The sequence below is a fragment of the Halarchaeum sp. CBA1220 genome (genome assembly GCF_003721175.2).
Taxonomy (GTDB): Archaea; Halobacteriota; Halobacteria; order Halobacteriales; family Halobacteriaceae; genus Halarchaeum; species Halarchaeum grantii.
The window spans coordinates 304,976-328,800 of record NZ_CP054708.1 but is presented as its reverse complement, the minus strand read 5'-3'; the positions used below and the strand labels follow the sequence as shown (position 1 = coordinate 328,800).

The following is a 23,825-nucleotide window of genomic DNA, read 5'->3' as shown; positions in this document are numbered from 1 at the left end:
CGCCGTGGCCGCCGCGACCGAACCCCGGGAACCTATGGCGGTACTCGTGCACTACGCGCCCATGAGCGACAGGGAGCGCATCGACGCCGGCGACGCCGCCCCGCCTTCGTCCGGCGAAGCGCACGTCGGCGTGGACGTCGGAGGCACCTTCACCGACGTCGCCCTCCACGCGGGCGACGCGCTCGTCACCGCGAAAGTCCCGAGCACCGCCGACCAGAGCGTCGGCGTCGTCGAGGGCATCGAGGCGGCCTGCGAGCGCGCCGGCATCGACCCGCGAACGATAGACGCGTTCACGCACGCGATGACGGTCTCCACGAACGCCCTCCTCGAAGACGACGGCGCGCGGACCGCGCTCGTCACCACCGAGGGCTTTCGGGACGTCCTCGAACTCGGGCGACAGGACCGGCCCGCGCTCTACGACCTCGACGCGGAGAAACCCGACCCGCTCGTCCCGCGACGCCGGCGATTCACCGTCGCGGAGCGCGCCACCCCCGACGGCATCGAGGCGCGCGTCGCCGACGCGGACGTGCGCGCGCTCGCCGATGACATCCGTGCTACCGACGCCGAGAGCGTCGCCGTCTCCCTCCTCCACGCCTACCGCCACCCGGAAAACGAGCGCCGGGTCGCCGCCGTCCTCCGCGAGGAACTCGACGTGCCGGTCTCGGCGTCCCACGAAGTACTCGCGGAGTTCCGCGAGTACGAGCGCACCGCGACGACCGCCGCCGACGCCTACGTCACGCCCGCCATCGACGCCTACCTCGGCCGCCTCACCGAGCGCGCCGTCGAGCGCGGCGTCCCGACCCCACGGGTGATGCAGTCGAACGGCGGCATCGCGAGCGCCGAGACCGCCCGCGAGCACGCCGTGACGACCGCGCTCTCCGGGCCGGCGGCGGGCGTCGTCGGCGCGGCCGCCACCGCGTCGGACGCCGTCGACGCGGCCGGCCTCGTCACCTTCGACATGGGCGGGACGTCGAGCGACGTCTCGCTCGTTCGTGACGGCGAGGCCGAACGCACCACGGACGCCGATATCGCCGGCCACCCCATCGGCACGCCGATGGTGGACGTGACGACGGTCGGCGCGGGCGGGGGCTCCGTCGCGTGGGTCGACGACGGCGGCGCGCTCCGCGTCGGCCCGCGCTCGGCCGGCGCCGACCCCGGGCCCGTCTGCTACGGCCACGGCGGCACCGAGCCGACGGTGACGGACGCGAACGTCGTCCTCGGGTATATCGGTGCGGACGCCGCGCTCGGCGGCGACCTCGATTTGGACGCGGCCGCCGCGCGCGACGCCCTCGAGCGCCTCGCCGACGACGCCGGTCTGGGGAGCGCGCGCGAGGCCGCCCGCGGCGTCTACCGGGTCGCGAACGCGAACATGACGCGCGCGGTCCGCCGCGTCACCGTCGAGCGCGGCCACGACCCCCGGGCGTTCGCGCTCGTCGCCTTCGGCGGCGCCGGCCCGATGCACGCCGCCGCGCTCGCCGCCGACCTCGACGTGGACGCCGTCGTCGTCCCGCGCGCCTCGGGCGTGCTCTCCGCCTATGGCCTCCTCGCCGCCGACGAGCGCCACGACGACGCGCGCACGCACCGCACCGCGCTCGCCGACGCCGACGCGGACGCCGTCCGCGCCGCCTACGCGGAGCTTCGTGAGTCCGTGCTCGCCGACGTCGACGACAAGGAGGCCGCGCGCCTCACTTACGCGGCGGACTGCCGATACGCCGGGCAGAGCTTCGAGCAGACCGTTTCTGTCCACGACTTCGACCCGGAGGCGGTCGCGCGGCGCTTCCACGACGCCCACGAGCGCGCGCACGGCTACCGCCTCGACGACCCGGTCGAGCTCGTGACGCTGCGCGCGAGCGCCACCGTCGAGCGCCCGACGCCGACCGCCGCCTACGACGCCGCCGGCGACGCCGTCACCGGACGTCGAGAGGCGGTCTTCGACGGCGACGTCCGCGAGACGACGGTCTACGACCGCGAGCGCCTCGCGCCCGGAACGTCGCTCGCCGGCCCCGCCGTCCTCGACGGCCGCGAGAGCACCGTCGTCGTCCCGCCCGCGTGGGACGGTACGGTGCGCCCGGACGGCACCGTCGTCCTCGAACGGGGTGCGCGCGAATGACGGGACCCGACATCGACGCCGTCACGCTCGAGGTCGTCCGCAACCAGCTCGAGAGCCTCGCGGAGGAGATGGGCCAGGTGTTGATTCGGGGCGCCTACTCGCCGAACATCAAGGAGCGCGAGGACTGCTCGACCGCGCTCTTCGACGCCTCGGGGCGACTCGTCGCACAGGCCGAACACATCCCCGTTCACCTCGGCGCGATGCCGGCGTCCGTCGCCGCCGTCCGCGAGCGTGACCCGGCGCCCGGCGACGTCTTCGTCCTCAACGACCCGTTCGCGGGCGGCACCCACCTCCCGGACGTGACGATGGTGTCGGCCATCGGTATCGACGCTCGCGGCGACGGTGGCGAGGAGACCCTCGGCTACGCGGTCTCGCGCGCCCACCACGCGGACGTCGGCGGCGCGACGCCGGGGAGCATGCCCGCCGGCGCGCGCGAGATATTCGAGGAGGGGCTGCGCGTCCCGCCGACGCGCCTCGTCGCGGACGGCGACGTCGTCGAGGACGTGATGGGGCTCCTGCTCGCGAACGTCCGCAACCCCGAGGAACGCCGCGCCGACTTCCGCGCGCAACTCGCCGCGAACGACCGGGGCGCCGAGCGCCTGCGCGACCTCGTCGCCGAGCACAGCCGCCCGAAGATCGAGGCCGCCTTCGACGCCGTCATCGACTACTCGCGCGAGCGCGTCGAGGCCGAACTCCGCGACCTCCCGGACGGCACCTATCGTGCGAGCGACGTCCTCGAGGGCGACGGCCGGAGCGAGGACGACGTCCCGATAGCCGTCACCGTCACGGTCGACGGCGCGTCCGTGACGGTGGACTTCGACGGCACCGCCGGGCAGGTCGCCGGGAACGTGAACGCGCCGCTCGCCGTCGCCGAAAGCGCGGTGTACTTCGTCCTCCGGTGTCTCACCGACCCCGAGATACCGCCGAACCAGGGCTGTTACGACCCGGTCACCGTCGACGCGCCGCGCGGGTGCCTGCTCAACCCCGAGCCGCCGGCGGCCGTCGTCGGCGGGAACGTCGAGACGAGTCAGCGCGTCACCGACGTCGTCTTCGCCGCGCTCGCCGACGCCGCCCCCGAGCGCGTCCCCGCGCAGGGCCAGGGGACGATGAACAACCTCACCATCGGGAGCCGCGACGACGGCTTCGCCTACTACGAGACGCTCGGCGGCGGCGCGGGCGCCCGTCCCACGGGTGACGGCCTCGACGGCGTGCAGGTCGGGATGACGAACACGCTCAACACGCCCGTCGAGGCCCTCGAATCCGAGTATCCCCTCCGCGTCGACGAGTACGCGCTCCGCCCGGACAGCGGCGGCGACGGCCGTCATCGCGGGGGACTCGGCGTCGTCCGCACCGTCACCGTCGAGGCCGAGGCCACCGTCTCGCTCCTCACCGAGCGCCGCCGCGTCGCCCCGCGCGGCGTCGCCGGCGGCGGGGACGGCAAGACCGGCGAGAACCGCATCGACGGCGAGCGCGTCCCCGCGAAGGTCGTCCGCGACGTCGCGGCCGGCACCACCGTGTCGATTCGGACGCCCGGCGGCGGCGGCCACGGCCCGCCCGCCGACCGCGACCCCGCCGCGCGCGCCGCCGACGAGGCGGACGGCAAGACCGGCGACGCCGACTGAACCTTCTTGCTCGTCGCGCGCGAAGGCGACGTATGTTCGACGCCGCCGCCGACGCGTTCTGGGAGCGCCACGCGAACCCGAAGAGCGGGTGGTCGCGCGTCCTCCTCGGTCCGCTCCTCCTCCTCGCCGCCTCCCGGCGCGACCCCCGCCTCCTGCTCGCGGCCGTCGTCGCGCTCGTCCTCAACCCGGTCGCGTTCGCGCGAACCGAGGCCGCCGACGCGGACAGTTGGATGACGCGCGGCGTCCACGCCGAGCGCTGGTGGCTCGCACGCAGCGGGGGCGCGCTCGGCCTCGGGTGGCCGAACGTCCTCAACGCGCTGAACGTCCCGGCGTTCGCCTACGCGCTCTACGCCGCCTACACCCGGCGGGACGGCCGCGCCCTCCTCGCGTACGCCGTCTCGATGGCGCTCAAGTTCGCGTGGATCGAGGCCATCGCGCGCCGCTACGACCGCCGCGAGCGCGAGGCGACGTAACGCGCCCTAGCGCCGGACGCGCCGGGCGACGAGTGCGAGGAGGAGCGCGAGGCCGCCGAGCGCGACGCCGAACCCGGGCGAGCCACCGCTCGTCGTCGCCGTCCCGGTCGTCGGGTCGGACGGCGTCAGCACGCCGTCCGTCGTCCCGCCGGTCGACGTGGTGGCTGTCGCGGTGTCCGTCGTCGTACTCGTCACCATCGTCGTCGTACTCGTCGCGTTCGTGGTGGTCGTTCTCGTCGTGTTCGTGGTCGCCGTCGTCGTCGTGCTCGTCGTGGCTCCGCCTCCGGCGCTTCCGCCACCGGCGCTCCCGCCACTGCTGTCGCCACTATCGTTCGACGTCGTCGACCCACTCGTCGTGGTCGTCGTCCCGTCGCGAGACTCGACGGACACGCTCCGGCGGTCGCTCATGCCGAGCAGTTCGAGGGTCCCGGCGACGCGCTCCGTGCCGCGAACGCCGACGTAGTAGCTGTAGTCGCCGGGCGCGAGCGACTCCGTGTCCACGAGCACGTTGTACTCGCCGTCGCCGACGCGCGTCGCCGTCACCGTCCGGTTGTAGCTCCCGTTGAAGAGGACGACGTCGACGCGGTTCGGCTCGGACGACGGCCCGTCGACGGTCGCGTCGACGGAGAGCTGGTCGCCCCGCGTGACCGACGCGGACGCGTCCGCCGTCGCGGTGTAGGACGCGACGACCACGGGGACGACCGTCTGGAGCGTCCCGTCGTACGTGACGCCGGCGAGGTACGTGCCGGCGTCGAGCGAGTCGCCGAGCGTGTACGTGCCGGACTCCCGGACCCGCTTCGAGGCGACGATCTGCCGCTCCCCGTTGTAGACGTTGATGGTGTAGATGTCGGCGCTCTCGGGTGCCTCGACGGTGAGCGTGAGCGCGCCGTCGACGTCGAAGCGACCGACGGAGGAGATTCTGTAGTCCTGTCCGCCGATCGAGACGGTTCGTTCGGGCGTGGAGAGCTCGGTGCCCGGGTGGAGGGCGAACCCGTCGGCGGCGACGGCGACCGGCGTCGCGACGAGGGACGCGGCGAGGAGGAGGGCGGCGACGGTCCGTATCGTACGCATCACCCCAACGGTGTCCGCGCGTGACAAAAGGGGTTTCGTCACCGAGTAATGCAGAGTGTACGACACCTACGCCGTCTGCCGACGCATAGTTCCTACGCCCGATTCGAGATTGAATCAAATGGCCAAGGCTTTTACCATCAACTCGAAGTATGGTAACCATGAGCCACAACGCTGATACCGCCAGGAGGACAATCGGGGTCTTCCTCGTCCTCCTGGTCGTCGCCTCCCCCGTCGCGTCGGGTGTCACCCTCGCGACGAGTGGTGGCGGAGCGGGCGGCAGCACCGCCGCCCTCTCCACACCGGCGGGATACGGCGACGTCTCGGATACCGAGAAGTACGCACTGACGAACAACACGAGCGTCTGGGAACGCTCTATCTTCCCGCTTCGTGCCGGTAGTGGCGCGGCGGCACACACGTCGCTCGGCCCGGGAATCGAGTTGAGCGTCCCCCAAGCGACGAAGCAACTGAACAAGCACTTCTCCGTCTACGAAACCGGGACGACGGTTCCGATGACGTTCCGACCGTCGCGCGCACAGGCCAGCGAGAGCGACTTCGACGGTGAGGACGCGCAGCTCGTCGCGCTCCGCCTCCCGACGGACGCCGAGGCACCGACGACGCCGTCGGCGCTCCGCGACCTCCTCGGGAACGACTCCGAGGCTGAGGCGACGATGGTCGCCGACCGGCCGTTCAACATCACGACGGAGCAACGGGGCGACACGACGGTCACCCAGGACGTCTTCGACTTCTCGCCGACGCAGCCCGGCCAGTACGTCCTCGTCCTCGCGAGCCCCGACGGGAACGCGAGCGGGTACTCGGTCGCCAACGGCGCGCTCGAACAGGACGGACAGGTGACGGTCGTCGGCTTCGACGCCGTGATGGTCCGGAACCACGCCTCCAGCGTGAGCGCCCCGACGGACGCGACGGTCGGGTCGAACGTCACCTTCGACGTCGACGCGAACACCGCGCCCGCGTCGAACGTCTCCCAGATGGTCCTGCTCTACGACAACGAGACCCTCTGGGCGTCGAGCTCGACCATCACCCTCTCCGACGTCTCCGGTGACGTGAACGCGAGCGTCGAGACCGGCATCTCCGAGGTGAACGGCGACTTCCGCGTCGTCGGGTCGCCGAGCGCGTTCGGGATGAACGCCACGGAGCAGCGCGTCTCCTACCCCGTGAGCGCGCAGGCGCTCTTCGACTTCCTCGCCGAGAACCGCGACTTCGGTGAGAACACGACGGTGACGAACAGCAGCGACGCCGTCGCGCTGAACGCCACCGGCACGCTCGCGGAGATGAACGCGAGCGGGACGGTGAACGTCTCCGTGCCCGGCGACTGGCCGGCCGGCGACTACCACTGGATCCACGTGAGCTCCGCCGCCGACGGCGCGGACGTCTCGAGCTCGCAGGGTTCGCTCACGCTCCGCGAGGGCGTCGACCTGAACGTCAGCGCGAACGCCACGTCGGTCGTGCGCGGCGGCGACGTCGCGTTCACCGTCACCCGCGCCGACACGGGCGAGGGCGTGAACGCGACGCTCACCATCGACGGCGCGACGTACGAGACGGACGCGAACGGCACCTACGTCCACACCTTCGAGTCGGGCGGGACCTACACCGTGAGCGCGACGCGCGCGAACACGGACACGACGGTCTTCGCGTCCGACGAGACGACCGTGGACGTCGCGGCGTCCGCGATAGCCGTCTCGAACCTCAGCGCGCCGAGCGTCGTCCTCCAGAACGAGACGTTCGCGGTGAACGCGACGCTCCGGAACACCGGTGACGCCGAGGGCACCCGAACGGTGAACCTCACCGTCAACGGCACCACCGTCGAGAGCGCCACGCGGACGCTCGGCCCCGGCGAGAACGCGACGGTCTCCTTCGACTACGCCTTCACGGCCGGCGAGCGCGGGCCCGTCACCCTCGGCGTCGGCGAGGCGTCCGCCGACGTCCGCGTCGACGCGCCGGCGACCTTCGAGTACTCCGCGCTCTCCGTCCAGCCGACGACCGTCGCCACGAACGAGACGGTGAACGCGTCGGTGACCGTCCGGAACACCGGTGACCGCGACGGCGACACGGTCGTCACCCTCACCGCGAACGGCACGACTATCGACGAGCGCCAGATCGCGCTCGACGCCGGGAACGAGACGACCGTCGACTTCTCGACGGCCTTCGAGTCGCCCGGTACGTACGCCGTCAGCGCCGGCGGCCTGCCCGCGCGGACGGTCACGGTCCTCGAACCCGCGAGCTTCACCTACAGTAACCTCACCGTCGCGCCCGATACGGTCGACGCGGGCGCGAGCGCGAGCGTCTCCGTCACCGTCTCGAACACCGGCGGTATCGGCGGCATCGACACCGTGACGCTCGCCGAGGACGGCCAGAACGTCACCAACGCCAGCGTCTACGTGGACGCGGGCGCGAGCGAGACGGTGACGTTCGAGCGCGTCTACACCGAGCCCGGCACGCAGACGCTCGGCGTCGGTGACCGCACGACGACGCTGAACGTCACCGCCGTCGACGCCGTTCCGCCGAGCGTCGTCCTCACGGAGCCGTCGACCGGTGACGTCGCCTACGGCGCGACGCTCTCCTTCCGCGTGCGCGACGAGACGACGAACGTCACGGACGTCACGGTGAACGCGACGACGTCCAACGGCACCGTCGAGCGCGTCGACCTCCTGGACGCGGCGAACGCGACGAACGACACCACCGTCGGCGTCGACACCGACGGCTGGCACGAGGGCGACGCGACCGTGAACGTCACCGCGGTCGACGCCGAGGGCAACGCGGTCACGAAGACCTACCGCTTCGACCTCGTCTCCGCGCCCGTCTTCACGGGCGTCTCGCCGACGACCGAGTCCGGCGAGACCCCGACCGTCACCGTGACGTACGCCGACGACGGGCCCGCGCCCGAGCACGCGGAATCCGGCATCAACGCCTCGAGCGCGACCCTCTTCGTCGACGGCACACCCGTCGCCTTCGACGGCGTCGGTCCGACGGAGGCGAGCGTCACGCTCGACGCGCTCGCGTCCGGCACGCACAGCCTGAAAGCCGTCGTCGCCGACGACGCGAACCACACGAGTGCGCGCACGTGGACGCTCGACGTGGACGCGGACGCGCCCACGGTGAACGTCACGCCACGCAACGACGTGGTGAGCGACGGGTCGCCGTTCGAGGCGGCGGTCGTCGCGAACGACCCGGCACTCGCGAACGCGACGGTCGCCTACGCGAACGAGACGGCGGTCGTGCACACGGAGACAGTCACCGACCGCGCGCGCCTCACTGACGGGGCAATCGAGACGACGTGGGACGGCCGCAGTGGCGGCGCCTTCGTCCCCGACGGCACGTACACCGTGACCGTGAACGCGAGCGACGCCTACGGCCACACCGCGACCGCGAACGCCACCCTCCGCGTCGACACGACCGGGCCGACGGTCACGGACGCGGCGGTGACGCCGAACGCGACGAACGCGACCGGCACCGTCACGGCGAACGCGACGTTCGCCGACCCCGCCGACGTGACGAGCGCGACCTACGTCCTCCGGAAGGTGGGCACGGGCGTGCGGGTGAGCAACACGACGACCGACGACGTGACGTCCGCGACGTTCGACGCGAGCAACTTCGTCGTCGACGGCGACTACCGCCTCACCGTCGTCGCGGTCGACGACGCGGCCAACCGGAACACGACGGCGACGAACGCGACCGTCGCCGTCGACTCGACGCCGCCCGCGCTCGCCGCGAGCATCGCGCGGCACGGCACGAACGGCACCGTGACGGTCGCGACGCCGAGTGGCGAGGACGTCGCGAACCTCACCGGAACCGTCGAGCACGACGGGACCACGACCGAACTCACGAACTTCACCCCTGCCGGTGACGGGTCGTACAACGCGACGTTCAACGCCTCGAGCGACGGCGTCTACAACGTCACCGTGCGCGGTGAGGACGACGCCGAAAACGTCGGGAACGCGAGCGCGAGCGCGGAGATTCGGACGGTGAGCGGGCAGAGCAACGTCACCGTCTACCTCGAGGACTCCGGCATCGTCGCCGAGCTGAACCTCACCACGACGGTCGATCAGGGCTTCTACTCGATGTCCGGAAGCGACCGGCCGTCCCAGTCCCTCCCGTCGAACGCGTCGAGCGTCTCGACGCTCGTCGGGCAGGTCAGCCAGAGCATCGACGGCAACATCACGACCGGCTCCACCATCGCGTTCCCCGCGCCGGGCGCCGCGAACGCGAACGGCGGGAGCCCCTTCACCGTCCAGTACTACGACGCGGAGAACGAGTCGTGGGAGCGCTACGACACTAAGCGCGTCGAGAACTACACCGTGAGCGACGACGCCGGGAACGAGATCGTGAACGGCACCTACGGGGTGGCGAACGTCAGCCACTTCTCGACGTACACCGCGACGTCGATAGACGACACCCCGCCGACCGTCGAGTTCGAGTCGCTGAACGCGCCCGCGAACGCGACGGCCGCGTGGGTGAACGCGAACATCACCGACGACAGCGGCGTGAACGCGAGCACCGTCACGCTCGCGTGGAACGGGAGCGACGTCACCGGCGAGGCGTCCGTCACCGAGACGCCGAACGGGAACGCCACCGTGGCGTACGAAGCGACCGGCCTCGAACCCGGCGCGTCCTACGACGTCACCGTGAGCGCGAACGACACGAACGCGAACGCGAACACGACGAACGCGACGTTCACCGTCGACCCGGACACCGCCGACCCGACGGCGACCATCGACTCGCCGAGCGACAACGCGACGTTCCCCGCCGGCACGGAGTCGGTGGCGCTGAACGCGACGTTCGGCGACGCGGACTCCGGCGTCGCGGACGTGAACGCGACGCTCGACGGCACGACCCTCTCCGGTGTGAACCTCACAGCGGGCACGTTCAACGCCACCGTCTCGCCGGACACGGGCGAGCACGCGTTCGCCCTCGCCGTCACCGACCGCGCCGGGAACGTGACCGAGACGAGCGTCGACTTCACCATCAGCGCGGACACCGCCGGTCCGGTCGTCAACGTCAGCTCGCCGGTCGACGGGAAGACGTACGCGAACGCCACGACGAGCGTGCCGCTGATCGCGAACGCGACCGACCTCGCGTCCGGCGTCGACTCCGTCACCGTCCTCGTCGACGGGACGGACGTCACGGGCGACGCGAACACGACGGACTACACGAACGTCACGTACGACGTTCCGGTCACGCCCGGGAGCACGCACACCGTGAACGTGAGCGCGACCGACGGCGCCGGGAACGCGAACTGGACGAACGCCACGTTCAGCGTCGCGCCCGACGAGGACGCGCCCGACGTGACCGTCGCGCCCGACGACGACACGACGTTCCCGAGCGACACGGTGAGCGTGAACGCGACCGTGACCTACTTCGACGCGCTCTCCGCCATCGACCCGGCGGACGTCACGCTCCAAGTCGACGGCACGACGGTGAGCGCGAACGAGAACGCGACGCTGACCCTGAAGAACGAGACGCGCGCGAACGTCACCGTCTCGAACCTCTCCACGGGGTCGCAGCACAGCATCATCGCAACCGTCACCGACGCCGCCGGGAACACCGAGCAGGTGAGCGCCACCTTCTCGGTCGCCGAGGGCTCGCAGCTCCAGGTGACGCGCGCGGGCGTCGCCGCCGCCAGCCTCAACGCGGACGGCGGCGTCACCGCCGGCGAGAACGTCACCGTCACCGCCGACGTGGCGAACGTCGGCGACGAACCCGGCGAGCGCGACATCGCCCTCCGGCAGAACGGCACGGACGTCGCTTCACAGACCGTCACGCTGAACGCCGGCGCGACGACGACGCTGGCGTTCGAGCGCACGCTCGGGACGCCCGGGACGTACGCGTTCGCGGTCGGCGAAACGAGCGCCGGCACGGTCTCCGTCGACGCGAACTACAGCGTCACCGGGAGCGTGAACGCGACGTCGCTCACCGAGGGCGACGACGTCACCGTCACCGTCACCGGGACGAACGAGCTCGCCTCGGCGCAGACGGTGACCGTCACAGTCGCGGTGCCGAACGCCTCGCTCTCCACGCCGGTGTCCCTCGACCTCCCGGCGAGCGGCCAGAACAGCACCACCGTGGCGTTCAGTGACCTTCCCGCCGGGACGCACGACGTCCTCGTCGGCGGGCAGGTCGTCGACACGCTCGACGTCGCCGCCGCGAGCGACGGCTCGACACCGACCGTCCCCGACGAGAGCGACGACACGACCGACGAGAGCGATGACTCGGCGGACGACGATGACGACTCGACGCCCGCCCCGCCGGTGAATGAACCGACGGTCACGCGCACAGTGAACGCGGGCGCCGTCACCGTCGACGTCACGAACGTCCCCGACAACGGGACGGTCGACGTCCCGGCGAACACCACCGGAACGAACCCGAACGCGACGCTCAGCGGCTTCAAAATCGGGCTGAACGGCACGGCCGAGACGACGTTCACCCTCTCGAACGACACGGGTTCGACGCCGGCACTCGACGCCGGTGACCCGATCAGCTACTTCAACATCAGCCACGAGGTCGCCGAGGAGAACATCGCCACCGTGACCTTCACCTTCACCGTCACGGCGAGCGAGCTCGACGCGCGCGGCCTCTCGACCTCGCAGGTCGCGCTCTACCGCCACCACGAGGGCGCGTGGAACGCCCTCGAGACGTCCTTCGTCTCCCGCGACGGCGACACGCTGACCTTCGAGGCGACGTCGCCCGGCCTCTCCGTCTACGCGGTCGGCGGGTCGCCCGCCGAGTTCGCGGTGACGGACGCCACGGTCGACACCACCGAGCCGTCCACGGGCGAGTCGGTGACGGTGCGCGCCACCGTCGAGAACACCGGCGGCTCCGCCGGCGAGTACACCGTCCCGCTCGTCGTCGACGGCGCCACCGTCGACGAGCGGACCGTCTCCCTCGACGCGAACGAGGAGACGACGGTGACCTTCGAGCACGCCTTCGAGTCCACCGGGAGCCACTCCGTCGCCGTCGACGACGCCGACGCCGGCAGCGTCAGCGTCTCCGAGGGCTCGAACGCCCAGCAGGGCTCGACCACGACGCCCGTCTCCAGTCAGGGCGACTTCCCGGTCGTGCCCGTCCTCGTGATGCTCGTCGTCATCGCCCTCATCGTCGTCGGCCTCTACGTCTACCGCGAGGACCAGCGCTAGACGACCCAGCGCCCTTCTTCGCTCTCTCTCTCCCTTCTCGTTCTCCGATTCCGTTCTCAGTTCTCGAGTCCGCGCCCGTAGCCGAGGCGCCCCGCGAGGAACGTCGTGCAGAACGGCGAGAGGTAGCCGAGGCAGTAGCCGAGGAGGTGGCCGTAGAGGTTGACGATCTCGCCGTGCTGCGTCGCGTCGCTCGGGAACGCGACGAAGAGGACGCAGAGGAACACGACGACGGCGCTCACGCCGAGTTCGACGTAGCCGCCGTCCTCGACGGTGGCGTTGTGGAACCCCGCGAGCGAGAGGTCAGCGAGGTCCGCGCGGATGTCCTGCCCGTATCTGACGACGGCGAGCGCGGCGACGGCGGTGACGCCGAAGCTTGGGCCGGTCAGCGAGGGGAGCGCGACGACGCCGATGAGCGCCACGCCGGCGAAGAAGAGTATCGGCGAGTGGCGGATGCCGACGTCGTCAGTGAACTGGCTGTCGACGAACGCGAGGAGCGCGGTGGGGAGCAACCCGAAGAACGCGAGGGCAATACCGGAGAAGCCGAGGCCGACGCGCGGGCGGGCGAGCGCGACGTTCAGCGCGGAGAGCACCCACGGGAGGACGAGGAGGAAGGTCGTGTAGCTCGCGAGGAAGAGCGCGCGCCGGCCGCCGAGCGCGCAGAGCACGTAGACGAGCGGCGCGACGAGACAGTAGGCGAGGAGGTTGCCGAGGAGGTGGCTCGTCGAGCGATGCAGGAATTTCGAGGCGTACATCGCGAGGAGCGTCGGGTCCTCGTAGTGGAGCGCGAAGCCCGCCGTCACCGCCTCCGGGAGCGCGAAGACGCCGACCATCGCGAGCGCCGGAAGCGCGAGGAGGACGAGGTCGCGCCCGCGAACGGCGTCCCTGACGCTCGCGCGGAACCCGGACTGACGACGCATGTCCACCTAGAGTGGCGGACGCGGAAAAGCGGTAGTGGCCGACGCGGCCAGTAGGGTTTAGTCCTCCCCGGTGACAGCGTCGGTGACGACCTCGCGGACGACGCGGCGCTCGCCGTCCTCGTCGTAGACGTACGTGGTGTCGGCGTCCTCGTCGCGCGTCGCGCGATGCGAGCCATCGCAGAAGGGGTAGTCGTCGGAGAGCCCGCAGCGGCAGACCGCGATGTCGCCCTTCTCGGGGTCGATATCGTCTTCGTCGAGCTTCAGGGGGCCGTTCGCGTCGTGGTCGACGAGTCGCGACATACTCGCGTCTGGGCGGCGCGGACGGAAGACTCCGGCGTCCTCAGCGCGCCTCGACGTCGACGGTCGCGGCGCCCGCGCGCACGAGCGGGTCGGCGACGTCCGCGTGGAGGAAGGCGACGCCCTCGCGGACGCCCTCGGAGACTGTGAGCGTCGTCTCGACGCTCGCGCCGTCCGTACTGACGCGCACCGCGTCGCCGTCGTCGAGGCCGAGCGCGGCGGCGTCCGCCGGGTTGAGGTGGAGCGCGTCGTCCGCCCGGAGGTCGCTCGCGCCGAACCCGCCGGCGCGACTGCCGACGACGAGCGCGAGCCCCTCCGTGTCCGCCGCCTCGACGGAGACGTCCGCCTCGGAGAACGCCGCGCGGCCGTCGGCGGTGGCGATGCCGTCACTCCCCCAGCGCTCGCCGACCGCGACGTCCCGATGGACGGGGCTGACGGCGCGCAGTTCCGCGAACGCGTCCGCCGGCGCGGCGTAGTCGAAGCCGTCGCCGACGAGGCGCGTCCCGAGCTCGCAGAGGATTTCGAAGTCCGTGTGCGCCTCGCCGGGCGGGTCCGCGACGGCGGCGAGCGCCTGCACGCGCCGGTCGAGGTTCGTGACCGTCCCCGCCTTCTCGAGGCCGACGGCCGCCGGGAGGACGATGTCCGCGTGCGCGGTGGTGTCCGTCTCGTAGACGTCGACGACGACGAGCGACTCCAGGCTCTCGAGGCGCTCGGCCGTCCAGTCGGCGTCGCGCTTCGACACCGCCGGGTTCTCCCCGACGACGAGCGCTCCGTGAATCCGCTCGCCGAACGCCGCGAGCGCCGCCGTCTCGTCGAGGCCGGGTTCCGTTGGTATCTCCGTCCCCCAGACGTCGGCGACGCGGTCGCGCGCCGCGCCGTCCGCGAGCGGCCGGTGGCCGGGGAGGCGGTCGGGGCGACAGCCGACGTCGCTCGCCCCCTGCTCGTTGTTCAGCCCGCGAAAGAGCGCGAAGCCACCGCCCTCGGCCGCGCTCTCGGGGCCGAGGCTCCCGCTGAGACAGAGGAGGTCGAGGAGCGCGTCCACCGTCGCGCCGTCGTCCGCCTCGACGCCCGTGCCCGCGATGACGGCGACGCCGTCGGCGTCGGCGACGTCCGCCGCGAGGTCGTTGATCTCGGCGACGGGGACGCCGGTCGCGGCCGCGGCCGCCGCGACGTCGAGGTCGGCGAGCGCGTCGCGATACGCGTCGAAGCCGGTGGTGTGCTCGGCGACGAACGCCGCGTCGTGCTCCTCGGCCGCGAGGAGCGTCGCCGCGACGGCCTGCAGGAGGAGCGCGTCCGTCCCCGGGCGGGGCGCGAGGTGGGCGTCGGCGGCGCGCGTCGTCTCGTTCGCGCGCGGGTCGAGGTGAACGAGGCCGCCGTCGCTCGCGCGGACGAACGCGTTGAACGCCACGGGCTGTTGGACGGCGGGGTTCGCGCCGACGACGAGCACGAGGTCGGACTCGGCGAGGTCGGCCATCCCGAGCGTCGAGGCGGGGTAGCCGACGCGCGACTCGAGCGCGTCTGCGGCGTTGTCGTGACAGAGGCGCGCGCGGTTGTCCACGTGATTCGACCCGAGGACGCGCGCGAGCTTCCCGAGGAGGTAGTTCTCCTCGTTCGAGCAGTGGGGCGCGCCGAAGAAGGCGAGCGCGTCCGCGCCGTGGGCGTCCCGGACGCCGCCGAGGCCGTCGGCGGCGCGCGCGAGCGCGCTCTCCCAGTCCGTCTCCACGAGGTCGCCGTCCTCGCGGACGAGCGGCGTCGTGAGGCGCTCGTCGTCGCGGACGCTCTCGAAGGCGTTCGCGCCCTTCGCACAGAGCCGGCCGTTCGGGTTCGCCGGCCCCGGAACGCCGCGCGCGCGGCCCCCGTCCTCGCCGGGCGTGAGGTGACAGCCGACCGCGCAGAGCGGGCAGACCGTCGCGTCCGCTGCGTCCCGGTCGTTCGCGTGCGATGCCGCGTTCGCGTCCTGCATCACCTAGGTAGTACGGCGGCCGAGGCCCTTCAGGATCTCGACGACGTAGCCGATGCCGGCACGCGCCTCCTGACTGCGCAGCGCGCCGAGCGCGCCGAGGAACCCCATCGGCTCGGACTCCTCCTCGGCCTCGCCGACGGCGCCGAGGAGGTCGTTGAGGGCGTTCGCGGTCGTCTCGTCGGCCTCCAGCACGGAGAGCGTCGACGCGAGGTCGAGCAGGTCCTCGAGCTGGCCGGCCTTCTGGAGCTCCATCAGCGAGTCGAGGACGTCCGCGAGCTCGTCGGCGTTCTCGCCGACCGTGGTCGCGAGCCGGTCCGCGTCGTCCTCGTCGAGGGGCTCCGCGAGCGTCTCCGCGATGCGGATGAACTTCGAGAGGTGGCCCTCCTGTTGCATCCGCACGACGTCCTCGAGGAGGTCAGCGAACTCCTCGGAGTTCTCGCCGAACGACTCGGCGAGCGTGACGGTGCCCTCGTTGCTGATGGCGTCGCCGGCCTTCACGAGCGTCACCATCGACTCGGTGACGTAGTCGACCTCCTCGTCGTCCGCGCTCGAGATGACGAGGATGGCCGTCTCGATGACGTTCTCGAGCTCGTCCGTGTACTCGGCGGCGTCCGCGTAGTCGCCGCCGTACTCCTCGATGACGGCCTCGAGCGCCTCGCGGCCCTCCTCGGGGCGCTCGGGCTCGCGGTTCGTCGCCGAATCCGGGACGGAGCGGGCGGGCTTCGCCATCAGTCGTCACCCCGAGCGGGTTCGACGTTGTTCGGGCGACTCACCGAGTCCCGGCCCTCGACGGGGCTGATGCGGACGGCGGTCGCCTTGAACTCCGGCGTCTTCGCCTCCGGGTCGAGGCGCTCGGAGTCCGTGAGGGTGTTCACGGCCGTCTCCGCGAAGTGGATGGGCGCGAACACCGTCTCCTCGCCGACGCGCTCGGTCACCTGTGCGGTGACGACGATCTCGCCCTTGTCGGACTCGATGCGCACCGGGTCGCCGTCCTCGATGCCGTAGGAGGCGGCGGTCGAGGGGTTCACCTCGACGAAGTCCCGGTCGTTGTACTTCATGATGCCCTCCTCGGGGTGCGTCATTGTCCCCGTGTGGTACTGGTAGAGGACGCGACCCGTGGTGAGCGTGAGCGGGAACTCCTCGGTCTGGGGCGCCATCGGCTCCGCGTACCCGACCGGGACGAGGTTCGCCTTCCCGTCCTCGGTGTTGAACTCCTCGGTGTAGAGGCGCTCGGTCCCGGGGTGGTCCTCGTCCCAGCACGGCCACTGGATGCCGCCTTCCTCCTCGATGCGCTCGTGGCTGATGCCCCCGTAGATGGGCGTCAGCGAGCGCATCTCCTCGTTGATCTCGTTCGTGTTCGTGTAGTTCCACTCGCGGCCCATGCGGTTCGCGAGCTCCTGGAGGATCTCCCAGTCGGCCTTCGCGTTCCCCTTCTTCTCGAGGACCTGGTTGACCTTCTGGACGCGCCGGTCGGTGTTCGCGAACGTCCCCTCCTTCTCGAGGAAGGAGACCGCCGGCAGGACGACGTCCGCGTACTTCGCGGTCTCGTTCAGGAAGAGGTCCTGCACGACGAGGAACTCCATCTCCTCCAGGACCTCGTCGGCGTGCTTCTTCCCGGGCTCGGAGAGCGAGGGGTTCTCGCCGATGCAGTACATGCCCTCGAGCGGGCCGTCCTCGAAGGCGTTGAACATCTCCGTCGTGTAGTAGCCGCGCTCGGCGGGGATGTCGCAGTCCCACGCCTCCTCGAACTTCGCGCGCACCTCGTCGTCCGCGACCTTCTGGTAGCCGGGGAAGTTGTCCGGGAGCGGGCCCATGTCGCCGCCGCCGCCCTGGACGTTGTTCTGGCCGCGGAACGGGGAGACGCCCGTCCCGGGCTTCCCGAGGTTCCCGGTGATGGCGGCGAGGTTCGCGAGCGCCGCGACGTTGTCCGTCCCGTGGGAGTGCTCGGTGATGCCGAGCGTCCACCCGAAGACGGTGCGGTCGGCCTCGGCGATGGCTTCGGCGGCCGCCTGTATCTCCTCGGGCGGCGCGCCCGTGACCTCCTCGACGTAGTCGAGGGTGAACTCGTCAACGGCCTCCTTCACCTCCTCGAAGCCGGTGGTGCGCTCGGCGACGAACTCCTCGTCGTAGAGGTCGTTCTCGATGAGGTAGCGCGTGACGCCGTTCACCCAGACGGTGTCGTAGCCCGGGCGAATCTCCGTGTACTGGTCGGCGTACTCCGCGATCTGCGTCTCGCGCGGGTCGAAGACGATGAGGTCGCCGCCCTCCTTGACGTGCTGCTTGACGCGCGTCCCGAGCACGGGGTGGGCTTCGGTGGTGTTCGACCCGGTGAGGAAGATGAGGTCGGCCTCGTCGAAGTCCTTCACGCTGATCGACGCCGCGCCGTAGCCGTACGTCTTCGCGAGGCCGGCGACCGTCGAGGAGTGACAGAGGCGGTTGCAGTTGTCGACCGTGTTCGTTCCCAGTACTTGCCGGGCGAACTTGCCCATCAGGTAGTTCTCCTCGTTCGTCGCCTTCGAGGAGGCGATGACGCTCATCGCCTCGTTGCCGTGCTCGTCGATGATGGACTGGAAGCCCTCGACGACGCGGGTGAGCGCTTCCTCCCAAGAGGCCTCGCGCCACTCGCCGTTCTCGTCGCGGACGAGCGGGTCAGTGAGGCGCTCCTCGGAGTTCGCGAAGTTGTAGGAGAACTTCCCCTTGACACAGGTGGAGATGTCGTTCACAGGCGACTTCTCGGGGTCGGTCGCGCGCGTCGCGAGCACCTCCTCGCCGTCCGTGTAGACGTCGAAGCGACAGCCGACCGCGCAGTAGCCACAGGTGGTGTCGTCGACGGTGAGTTCGCCGAGGCGCTTGTCGCTGATCTGCTGGGCGATGTCGAAGAGTTTCCCCTCCGGCATCGACCCGGCGGCCATCCCCTCGGCGAAGTGCTCGACGTTCCGGTTCGCCTGCTCCTTCGCGCGCTGCATGAACCCGGCGACGCCCTCCTTTCGCTCGTCGCTACTCATAGCCAGTCACCCGGGTTCTCCTCCGTGCGCGCCTCGCTCGTGAGGTCCTTCGGCTCGTCGCTCTTCATGCGTGTCATTGGTCCTTTGGTCTCCTTACCGCTGCTCTCGAGGGATTTGCCGATGCTGTTCTTCTGACTGAAGCCGGGGAGCGGGATGGTCGCGGCGTCCGCGATGTCCTGCTCGACGAGGCTCCCGGTCGGGCAGACGGTGACGCAGTGCCCGCAGGAGACGCACGTCGAGTCCTCCATCGTCTCCGCGCCGTTCTGGAAGCCGATGCGCGTGTCCTGCCCGGAGCCCTCCATGCGGAGGACGCCCTCGACCTGCACGTCGTTGCAGGCCTCCACGCAGCGATTACACAGGATGCACTTGTTGCGGTCGATCTGGATGAAGTCACTGGAGTCATCGAGGGGCTCGTAGGCCTCCCGGTCGTCGAAGACGCCGTAGCGCGGCTCCTCGACGCCGTTGTCGATGGAGGCGTCCTGGAGCTCGCAGCGGCCGTTCTTCCCGCAGGTCGTACAGCGGAGGTTGTGGTCGGAGAGGACGAGGTCGAGGTTGACGTCGCGGGCCTCCGTCGCCGCCTCGGCGTCCGTGGAGACGGAGAGGCCGTCCTCGGCGGGGAAGCTACACGAGGGCACCATGCCGTGCTCCTCGGTCTCGACCATGCAGGTCCGACACTCGCTTCGCGGGCCGATCTTCTCGGCCTGCGAGCTGTCGCGGTCGTAGTAGCAGAGCGCGGGGACGTTCCCCGCCGTTTCGACGGCCTCGATGGCCTCGATGACCGTCGAGCCCTCCGGGACCTCGACCTCGACGCCGTCGACCGAGACGGTCGCCGCGTCCTCGCTCTTCACGTCCGGGTCCGTCGCCGTCCCGGGCGCGATGGTCTCCGTCAGCGGCGGTGCCTCTCGTCCGTCTACGTGTTCTGAACTCATCTATAGCTCACCCGTGCAGGCCCCCGTGGGACAGTCCCCGGCGGCGTGCGCCTCGAACGCGTCGTCGAACTCGTCCATCGCCGTCCGCACCGTCCGCGGGACGTCGCGCCCGAACGCGCAGATGCTCGTCGACGCCATCACGCGACTCAGTTCCTCGATACCCTCCTCGTCGTACGTCCCGTCGTAGACGTCGCGCAGCTTCTCCGTGAGCTGCGTCGTCCCCTCGCGACAGGGGACGCAGCGACCGCAGTTCGTCTCGGAGGCGACGTTCGCGCGCCGGCCGACGAACGCGACCGGGCACTCGTCGGCGCCGAGCACCTCGACGACGCCCTCGGTGCCGAGGTCGTTCACCGAGAGCGCGTCGGGGGCGAGCGCGACGTCGAGGTCGCGCGTCAGCCCGCCGAACTTCCCGCCGACGCAGGCCGCCGTGTACTCCCCGACGCCGGCGGCGTCGACGGCGTCCGCGACGGTCGCGCTCTCGTCGAGTTCGACCGTCGTCGGCGTCGCGACGTCACCGGTGACGGAGACGACGCGCGAGTCGCTCGACGCGCCGGCGAGCGCGCCCGCGAGATGCGCGTACGTTCGGGCGGTGTGGACGACCGTCGGGTCGCCGTAGACGCCCTCGACCTCGGGGCCGGGCGGGCGCAGGCGCGCCTCAAGTCGGTGGTTGCCCTCGATGGCCTCGATGGCCATCGTCGGCTCGGCCGCGCGATACACCGCCGGCCCCTCGACGACCTCGACGGGGACGTCGAAGTCGCCGGCGTCGGCGGCCGCGTGCGCGCTCGCGGCGGCCGCGTCGTCGCCCTCGCTCGCGTAGACGAAGACGGCGTCCGCGCCGACGGCGCGCGCCGCCGCGTTCGCGCCGTCCAGCACCGCGAACGGGTCGCTCTCGAGGAGGAGCGCGTCCCCGGGGTTGCCGTGCGCGTTCACGACGACGACGGCGGGGTCGTCGCGCTCGCGCACGCCCGCCCAGAGGTCGCCGAGCGGTTCGTCCTGACTCCAGTCGCCCCAGCCGCGCCCGCGCAGGTCGGCGGCGGCGTCGATGACGGCGTCGGCGTCGGCGTCGCTGAAGCCGACGGCCGCGTCGTACGCCTCGGGGTCTCGGGGGTCGATCCAGCCACAGCGTGCGAGCGCCGCCCGGTCGCCGGCGAAGCCGTCGAGGTCGGGGGCGGGAAGCGACGTCGGCGTGTCACCGTGCGAGACGCGCGCGTCCGCGCCGTCCGGGAGGTCGCCGTCGCCGAGCGCCGCCACGGCCGCCTCGACGTCGCCCGCGTCCGCGTTCGCGACGAACGCGCTCTCCCCGTCGTGCGTCGCGACGAGGAGCGGTTCGAGCGCGCGCACCCCGGTCGAGCCGACGGCGGCGACGGGTACGTCGCCGCCCGCCACGTCCTCGACGACCGCACTCGCGTCCGTCCCGGCGACGCGAACCGCGGTCGTTCGTCCTTGCAGATTAGCCACTACGAGTCACCATTCACTCACCCACACTCACCGGAGGCAAAAATAGTTACTCGCTTCGAACCATCCCGCCCCTTTTCGCCGGTCGCCGGCTCACCGCCCTGGAAGCCGCGAAACCGCTGGACAGCGACGCCTCCGTGATTCGTGTTGTCTCGCACCGTGGTTTCTGCTCTCACTCCTGCGCGAACACCTAGCTTTAACATCGATAGCCGGGCATCAATCACCTGACGTTACCCTCGCCGCGAGGACGCCGCCCTCGCCGAGGCCCGCGCCGTAGAGCGCGCCCTCGACCACCGCCGGCCCGTTGTAGACGCGCGGGCCGGCCGTCGAGAGCCGCGAACGCACCCGCCCCGTGGCCGGGTCGAGCGCGCCGAGCGTCGTCAAGCCGCCGTCCTCCCTCGCCTCGACGGACGCGTAGAGGACGTCGACGCCCGCAGCCAGCGCCCACCCGGAGAACGCGTCCGCGTGCCAGCCGAGCGACCCGTCGTCCGCGTCGACGGCGCGCAGGTGGTCGCGGCGAGCGGCGGCGCTCACGCCCACGAACACCTGTCCCCCGGTCACCGCGAGCGTCGACGCCGGGCCCGCGAGCGCCGCCGTCCAGCGCTCGCGGCCGTCCGCCGCATCGAACGCGTGGAGCACCCCGTCCTCGGCGGCGGCGTAGACGCGCCCCTCGGCGACGGCGAGCGGGCCGACGCGGGCGTCCGTCTTCGCCCGCCAGCGCACGCCGCCCGTCTCGGCGTCGAACGCGTAGACGTAGGTGTCCTCGCTCGCCGCGTAGACGACGCCGTCCGCGAGCGCCGGCGGCCCCTGCGTCCCCATGCCCGTCCGGTGATACCACCGGCGCGTCCCGTCCGCGGCGTCGAGCGCGGCGACGCCGAGGTCGGTCGCCGCGACCACGGTGTCGTCCGCCCCGGTCAGCCACGCGAACGTGTCCGGCCCCGGGAGCGACGCCGACCACACCGCCGTGCCGTCCGACGGGTCGAACCCCACGAGGTCGCCGTCCGCGACGAGCGCGACGACGCCCCCGACGAACGCCGGCGACACCGTCGTCACGCCGTCCGGGTGCTCGGTGGTCCACGCCACCGTGCCGTCCGGTCGCAGGCCGTACGCGTCGTGCCAGCCGTTCGACGTCGCGACGCGACCCGCCCGGACGACCGGCGGAACCGCCGCCGCGTTCCCGCCGAGCGTCGTCGCCCAGTCGAGCGCGAGCGACGACCCGACGCCCGCGCCTCGCGGGAACGCGTTCGTGTTCCGGGCGTCGCCGCGACTCACCGGCCACTCCGGCGTCCCGAGGTCGCGCGACGGGTCGACCGCCACGGTCACCGGGTCGTCGTCCCCGCCGCCACCGAACACGCCGCCACAGCCCGCGAGCGCGCTCGTCGCCGCCGCACCGACCGCGGCGAGGAATCCGCGCCGGCTCTGCCGGCGCGACGACCCCTCGCCGCCGTCGTGCGTCATCGCCCACCCCCGAAGCGGTAGAGGCGGCCGTAGCGCATCGTCACGTAGAGCGCGCCGTCGCCGACCGCCGGCCCGCCGCGCGCGGGGACGCCCTCACTCGTCGCCCCGTAGTAGTCGGCCGTCTCCTCGGGGTCGTTCCCGAACTCTCCCCAGCGCGCCTCGCCGGTCGCCGCCTCGAGACAGCCGACGCCGACGTAGAGGCCGTCGTCGGCGAGCGCGGGCGACGCCCGAAGCGGGTGTCGGTAGTCGACGTGGCCGGTGCTCGCGTTCACGTAGCGCCACCGCTCGCGCCCCGTCTCCCGGTCGAGCGCGTAGGCGTTCTTCGCGGCGACGTACACCCGCGAGTCGCCGACCGCCGGCGTGCTCGGCGCGCGGTACGTCCCGAAGGCGTGGAACCAGCGCTCCTCGCCGGTCGCGGCGTCGAGCGCGCGCAGGCCGCCGGACTCGGGGAGGTAGAGGACGCCGGCGTCGACGGCGGGCGGTCGGCCGACGCGGGTGCCCGGGTAGTCGCGCGTCCACGCGACGCCGCCGTCGCGCAGGCGATAGGCGACGAGCGTGCGGTCGTCCTCCCGCCCGAAGACGGCGAAGCAGAAGGCCTCGCCGACCGTGGGTTTCGCGACGGCGCGCGGGCGCGTCCCGACGACCGGCCCTTCGACGGCCGGGCCGTGAGCGGCCGACCAGACGCGCGTGCCGTCGGGCGCGAGCGCGTGGAGGCGGCCGTCGCCGTCCCCCACGAACACGCGGCCCGCCGTCGTCGTCGGCGGCGCGGCCGGTGCACCGAGGACGCGACTCCACCGCGCCGTCCCGTCCTCGGCGTCGAACGCGAGGAGCTCGCCGGCGGTCGTCGCGACGACGACGCGGCCGGCGAGGAGCGCGGGCGGCCCGCTCGCCGGCACGGTGAGCGTGCGGGTCCACGCGAGCGTCTCGCTCTCGGGGTCGACGGCGAAGAGCCGCCCCGACGCGTCCTCGCGGGCGTCGAAGTCGTGGTTCGGGACGCGCGCGACGTAGGCGTACTCGTCGCCGACGACGGGCGCGCTGTACGCCGCGAGCACGGCGTCGGCGTGTTCGAAGAGGTCCCAGCGTGCGACGGCCGAGTCGTCCGGCGGCCCCAGTGTCGCGGCGCGGCCGTCGTTCGCGGGCGTCCCGTGCGCGGTCGGCCACGGCGCGTCCGGGTCGTCGGGCGGCGTCTCCTCGAGTGGGCCGCGCGGCGCGAGGGTCGAACAGCCGGCGAGCGCGCTCAGACCAGTCGCGCCGAGCGCGGCGAGGAAATCGCGCCGACTCTGCCGGCGCGAACCGAGCGGCGACACCGTGAGGAACCCGCGCCGGCTCTGCCGACGCGCGCTCGCGGAGTGGAGGGCGGGGCGGCGCATCGGGCGA

General features: G+C 71.9%; 14 protein-coding genes. 4 read left to right on the top strand and 10 right to left on the bottom strand.

Annotated features, from left to right (window positions below; all coding sequences use genetic code 11):
- Positions 1 to 61 precede the first annotated feature (61 nt).
- From EFA46_RS12065 to EFA46_RS12055, 3 genes are read left to right on the top strand one after another with little or no spacing between them, the layout of a single operon-like run.
- Positions 62 to 2,110, top strand: a complete 2,049-nt coding sequence (locus tag EFA46_RS12065; RefSeq protein ID WP_123078426.1) for a hydantoinase/oxoprolinase family protein — start codon at positions 62 to 64, stop codon at positions 2,108 to 2,110.
- Positions 2,107 to 3,732, top strand: coding sequence for a hydantoinase B/oxoprolinase family protein (locus EFA46_RS12060; RefSeq protein ID WP_123077786.1), 1,626 nt, complete (start codon positions 2,107 to 2,109; stop codon positions 3,730 to 3,732). Before EFA46_RS12065 ends, EFA46_RS12060 begins: the two co-directional genes overlap by 4 nt.
- 32 nt (positions 3,733 to 3,764) lie before the next feature.
- A complete protein-coding gene (locus EFA46_RS12055) occupies positions 3,765 to 4,205 on the top strand; it encodes a DUF6653 family protein (protein WP_123077784.1) in 441 nt (146 codons plus the stop codon).
- Positions 4,206 to 4,211: 6 nt separating this feature from the next.
- Here the strand turns inward: EFA46_RS12055 and EFA46_RS12050 are convergent, their stop codons facing one another.
- On the bottom strand, positions 4,212 to 5,276 hold the full coding sequence (locus EFA46_RS12050) for a hypothetical protein (protein WP_123077782.1): 1,065 nt from the start codon (positions 5,274 to 5,276) through the stop codon (positions 4,212 to 4,214).
- A gap of 158 nt (positions 5,277 to 5,434) precedes the next feature.
- Between EFA46_RS12050 and EFA46_RS12045 the strand changes: the two genes are divergently transcribed.
- Positions 5,435 to 12,424 (top strand): CARDB domain-containing protein, encoded by a 6,990-nt coding sequence (locus EFA46_RS12045; protein ID WP_123077780.1) that lies wholly within the window; start codon positions 5,435 to 5,437, stop codon positions 12,422 to 12,424.
- Positions 12,425 to 12,480: 56 nt separating this feature from the next.
- Here the strand turns inward: EFA46_RS12045 and EFA46_RS12040 are convergent, their stop codons facing one another.
- The 9 genes from EFA46_RS12040 to EFA46_RS12000 form a co-directional block, all read right to left on the bottom strand.
- Positions 12,481 to 13,341 (bottom strand): hypothetical protein, encoded by an 861-nt coding sequence (locus tag EFA46_RS12040; RefSeq protein WP_123077778.1) that lies wholly within the window; start codon positions 13,339 to 13,341, stop codon positions 12,481 to 12,483.
- A gap of 57 nt (positions 13,342 to 13,398) precedes the next feature.
- The gene (locus tag EFA46_RS12035) at positions 13,399 to 13,641 is read right to left on the bottom strand and encodes a CDGSH iron-sulfur domain-containing protein (protein ID WP_123077776.1); all 243 of its coding nucleotides are present in this window, start codon (positions 13,639 to 13,641) and stop codon (positions 13,399 to 13,401) included.
- A gap of 40 nt (positions 13,642 to 13,681) precedes the next feature.
- Complete coding sequence (locus EFA46_RS12030) at positions 13,682 to 15,601, bottom strand: molybdopterin oxidoreductase family protein (protein ID WP_123078424.1); 1,920 nt, start codon at positions 15,599 to 15,601, stop codon at positions 13,682 to 13,684.
- Positions 15,602 to 15,604: 3 nt separating this feature from the next.
- On the bottom strand, positions 15,605 to 16,330 hold the full coding sequence (locus EFA46_RS12025; RefSeq protein ID WP_123077774.1) for a DUF1641 domain-containing protein: 726 nt from the start codon (positions 16,328 to 16,330) through the stop codon (positions 15,605 to 15,607).
- Positions 16,330 to 18,606 (bottom strand): formate dehydrogenase subunit alpha, encoded by a 2,277-nt coding sequence (gene fdhF / locus EFA46_RS12020; protein WP_123077772.1) that lies wholly within the window; start codon positions 18,604 to 18,606, stop codon positions 16,330 to 16,332. Before fdhF ends, EFA46_RS12025 begins: the two co-directional genes overlap by 1 nt.
- A complete protein-coding gene (locus EFA46_RS12015) occupies positions 18,603 to 19,535 on the bottom strand; it encodes a 2Fe-2S iron-sulfur cluster-binding protein (RefSeq protein WP_123077770.1) in 933 nt (310 codons plus the stop codon). Before EFA46_RS12015 ends, fdhF begins: the two co-directional genes overlap by 4 nt.
- Entirely contained in the window at positions 19,536 to 20,993 is a 1,458-nt protein-coding gene (locus tag EFA46_RS12010; protein ID WP_123077768.1) for an NADH-ubiquinone oxidoreductase-F iron-sulfur binding region domain-containing protein, read from the bottom strand. It lies immediately after the preceding gene.
- Between the two features lie 213 nt (positions 20,994 to 21,206).
- A complete protein-coding gene (locus EFA46_RS12005) occupies positions 21,207 to 22,448 on the bottom strand; it encodes a PQQ-binding-like beta-propeller repeat protein (RefSeq protein WP_123077766.1) in 1,242 nt (413 codons plus the stop codon).
- Positions 22,445 to 23,818: a PQQ-binding-like beta-propeller repeat protein gene (locus EFA46_RS12000; RefSeq protein ID WP_123077764.1), complete on the bottom strand. Its 1,374-nt coding sequence runs from the start codon at positions 23,816 to 23,818 to the stop codon at positions 22,445 to 22,447. The genes EFA46_RS12005 and EFA46_RS12000 overlap by 4 nt, the downstream gene beginning before the upstream one ends.
- Positions 23,819 to 23,825: the final 7 nt, after the last annotated feature.

Excerpts from the sequence above, each read along its gene's own strand:
- EFA46_RS12035 (WP_123077776.1), bottom strand. The coding sequence starts at position 13,641 with ATGTCGCGACTCGTCGACCACGACGCGAACGGCCCCCTGAAGCTCGAC.
- EFA46_RS12005 (WP_123077766.1), bottom strand. The coding sequence starts at position 22,448 with ATGACGCACGACGGCGGCGAGGGGTCGTCGCGCCGGCAGAGCCGGCGC.
- EFA46_RS12050 (WP_123077782.1), bottom strand. The coding sequence starts at position 5,276 with ATGCGTACGATACGGACCGTCGCCGCCCTCCTCCTCGCCGCGTCCCTC.
- EFA46_RS12000 (WP_123077764.1), bottom strand. The coding sequence starts at position 23,818 with ATGCGCCGCCCCGCCCTCCACTCCGCGAGCGCGCGTCGGCAGAGCCGG.
- EFA46_RS12045 (WP_123077780.1), top strand. The coding sequence starts at position 5,435 with ATGAGCCACAACGCTGATACCGCCAGGAGGACAATCGGGGTCTTCCTC.
- EFA46_RS12025 (WP_123077774.1), bottom strand. The coding sequence starts at position 16,330 with ATGGCGAAGCCCGCCCGCTCCGTCCCGGATTCGGCGACGAACCGCGAG.
- EFA46_RS12055 (WP_123077784.1), top strand. The coding sequence starts at position 3,765 with ATGTTCGACGCCGCCGCCGACGCGTTCTGGGAGCGCCACGCGAACCCG.
- EFA46_RS12040 (WP_123077778.1), bottom strand. The coding sequence starts at position 13,341 with ATGCGTCGTCAGTCCGGGTTCCGCGCGAGCGTCAGGGACGCCGTTCGC.
- fdhF (WP_123077772.1), bottom strand. The coding sequence starts at position 18,606 with ATGAGTAGCGACGAGCGAAAGGAGGGCGTCGCCGGGTTCATGCAGCGC.
- EFA46_RS12060 (WP_123077786.1), top strand. The coding sequence starts at position 2,107 with ATGACGGGACCCGACATCGACGCCGTCACGCTCGAGGTCGTCCGCAAC.
- EFA46_RS12030 (WP_123078424.1), bottom strand. The coding sequence starts at position 15,601 with ATGCAGGACGCGAACGCGGCATCGCACGCGAACGACCGGGACGCAGCG.
- EFA46_RS12015 (WP_123077770.1), bottom strand. The coding sequence starts at position 19,535 with ATGAGTTCAGAACACGTAGACGGACGAGAGGCACCGCCGCTGACGGAG.
- EFA46_RS12065 (WP_123078426.1), top strand. The coding sequence starts at position 62 with ATGAGCGACAGGGAGCGCATCGACGCCGGCGACGCCGCCCCGCCTTCG.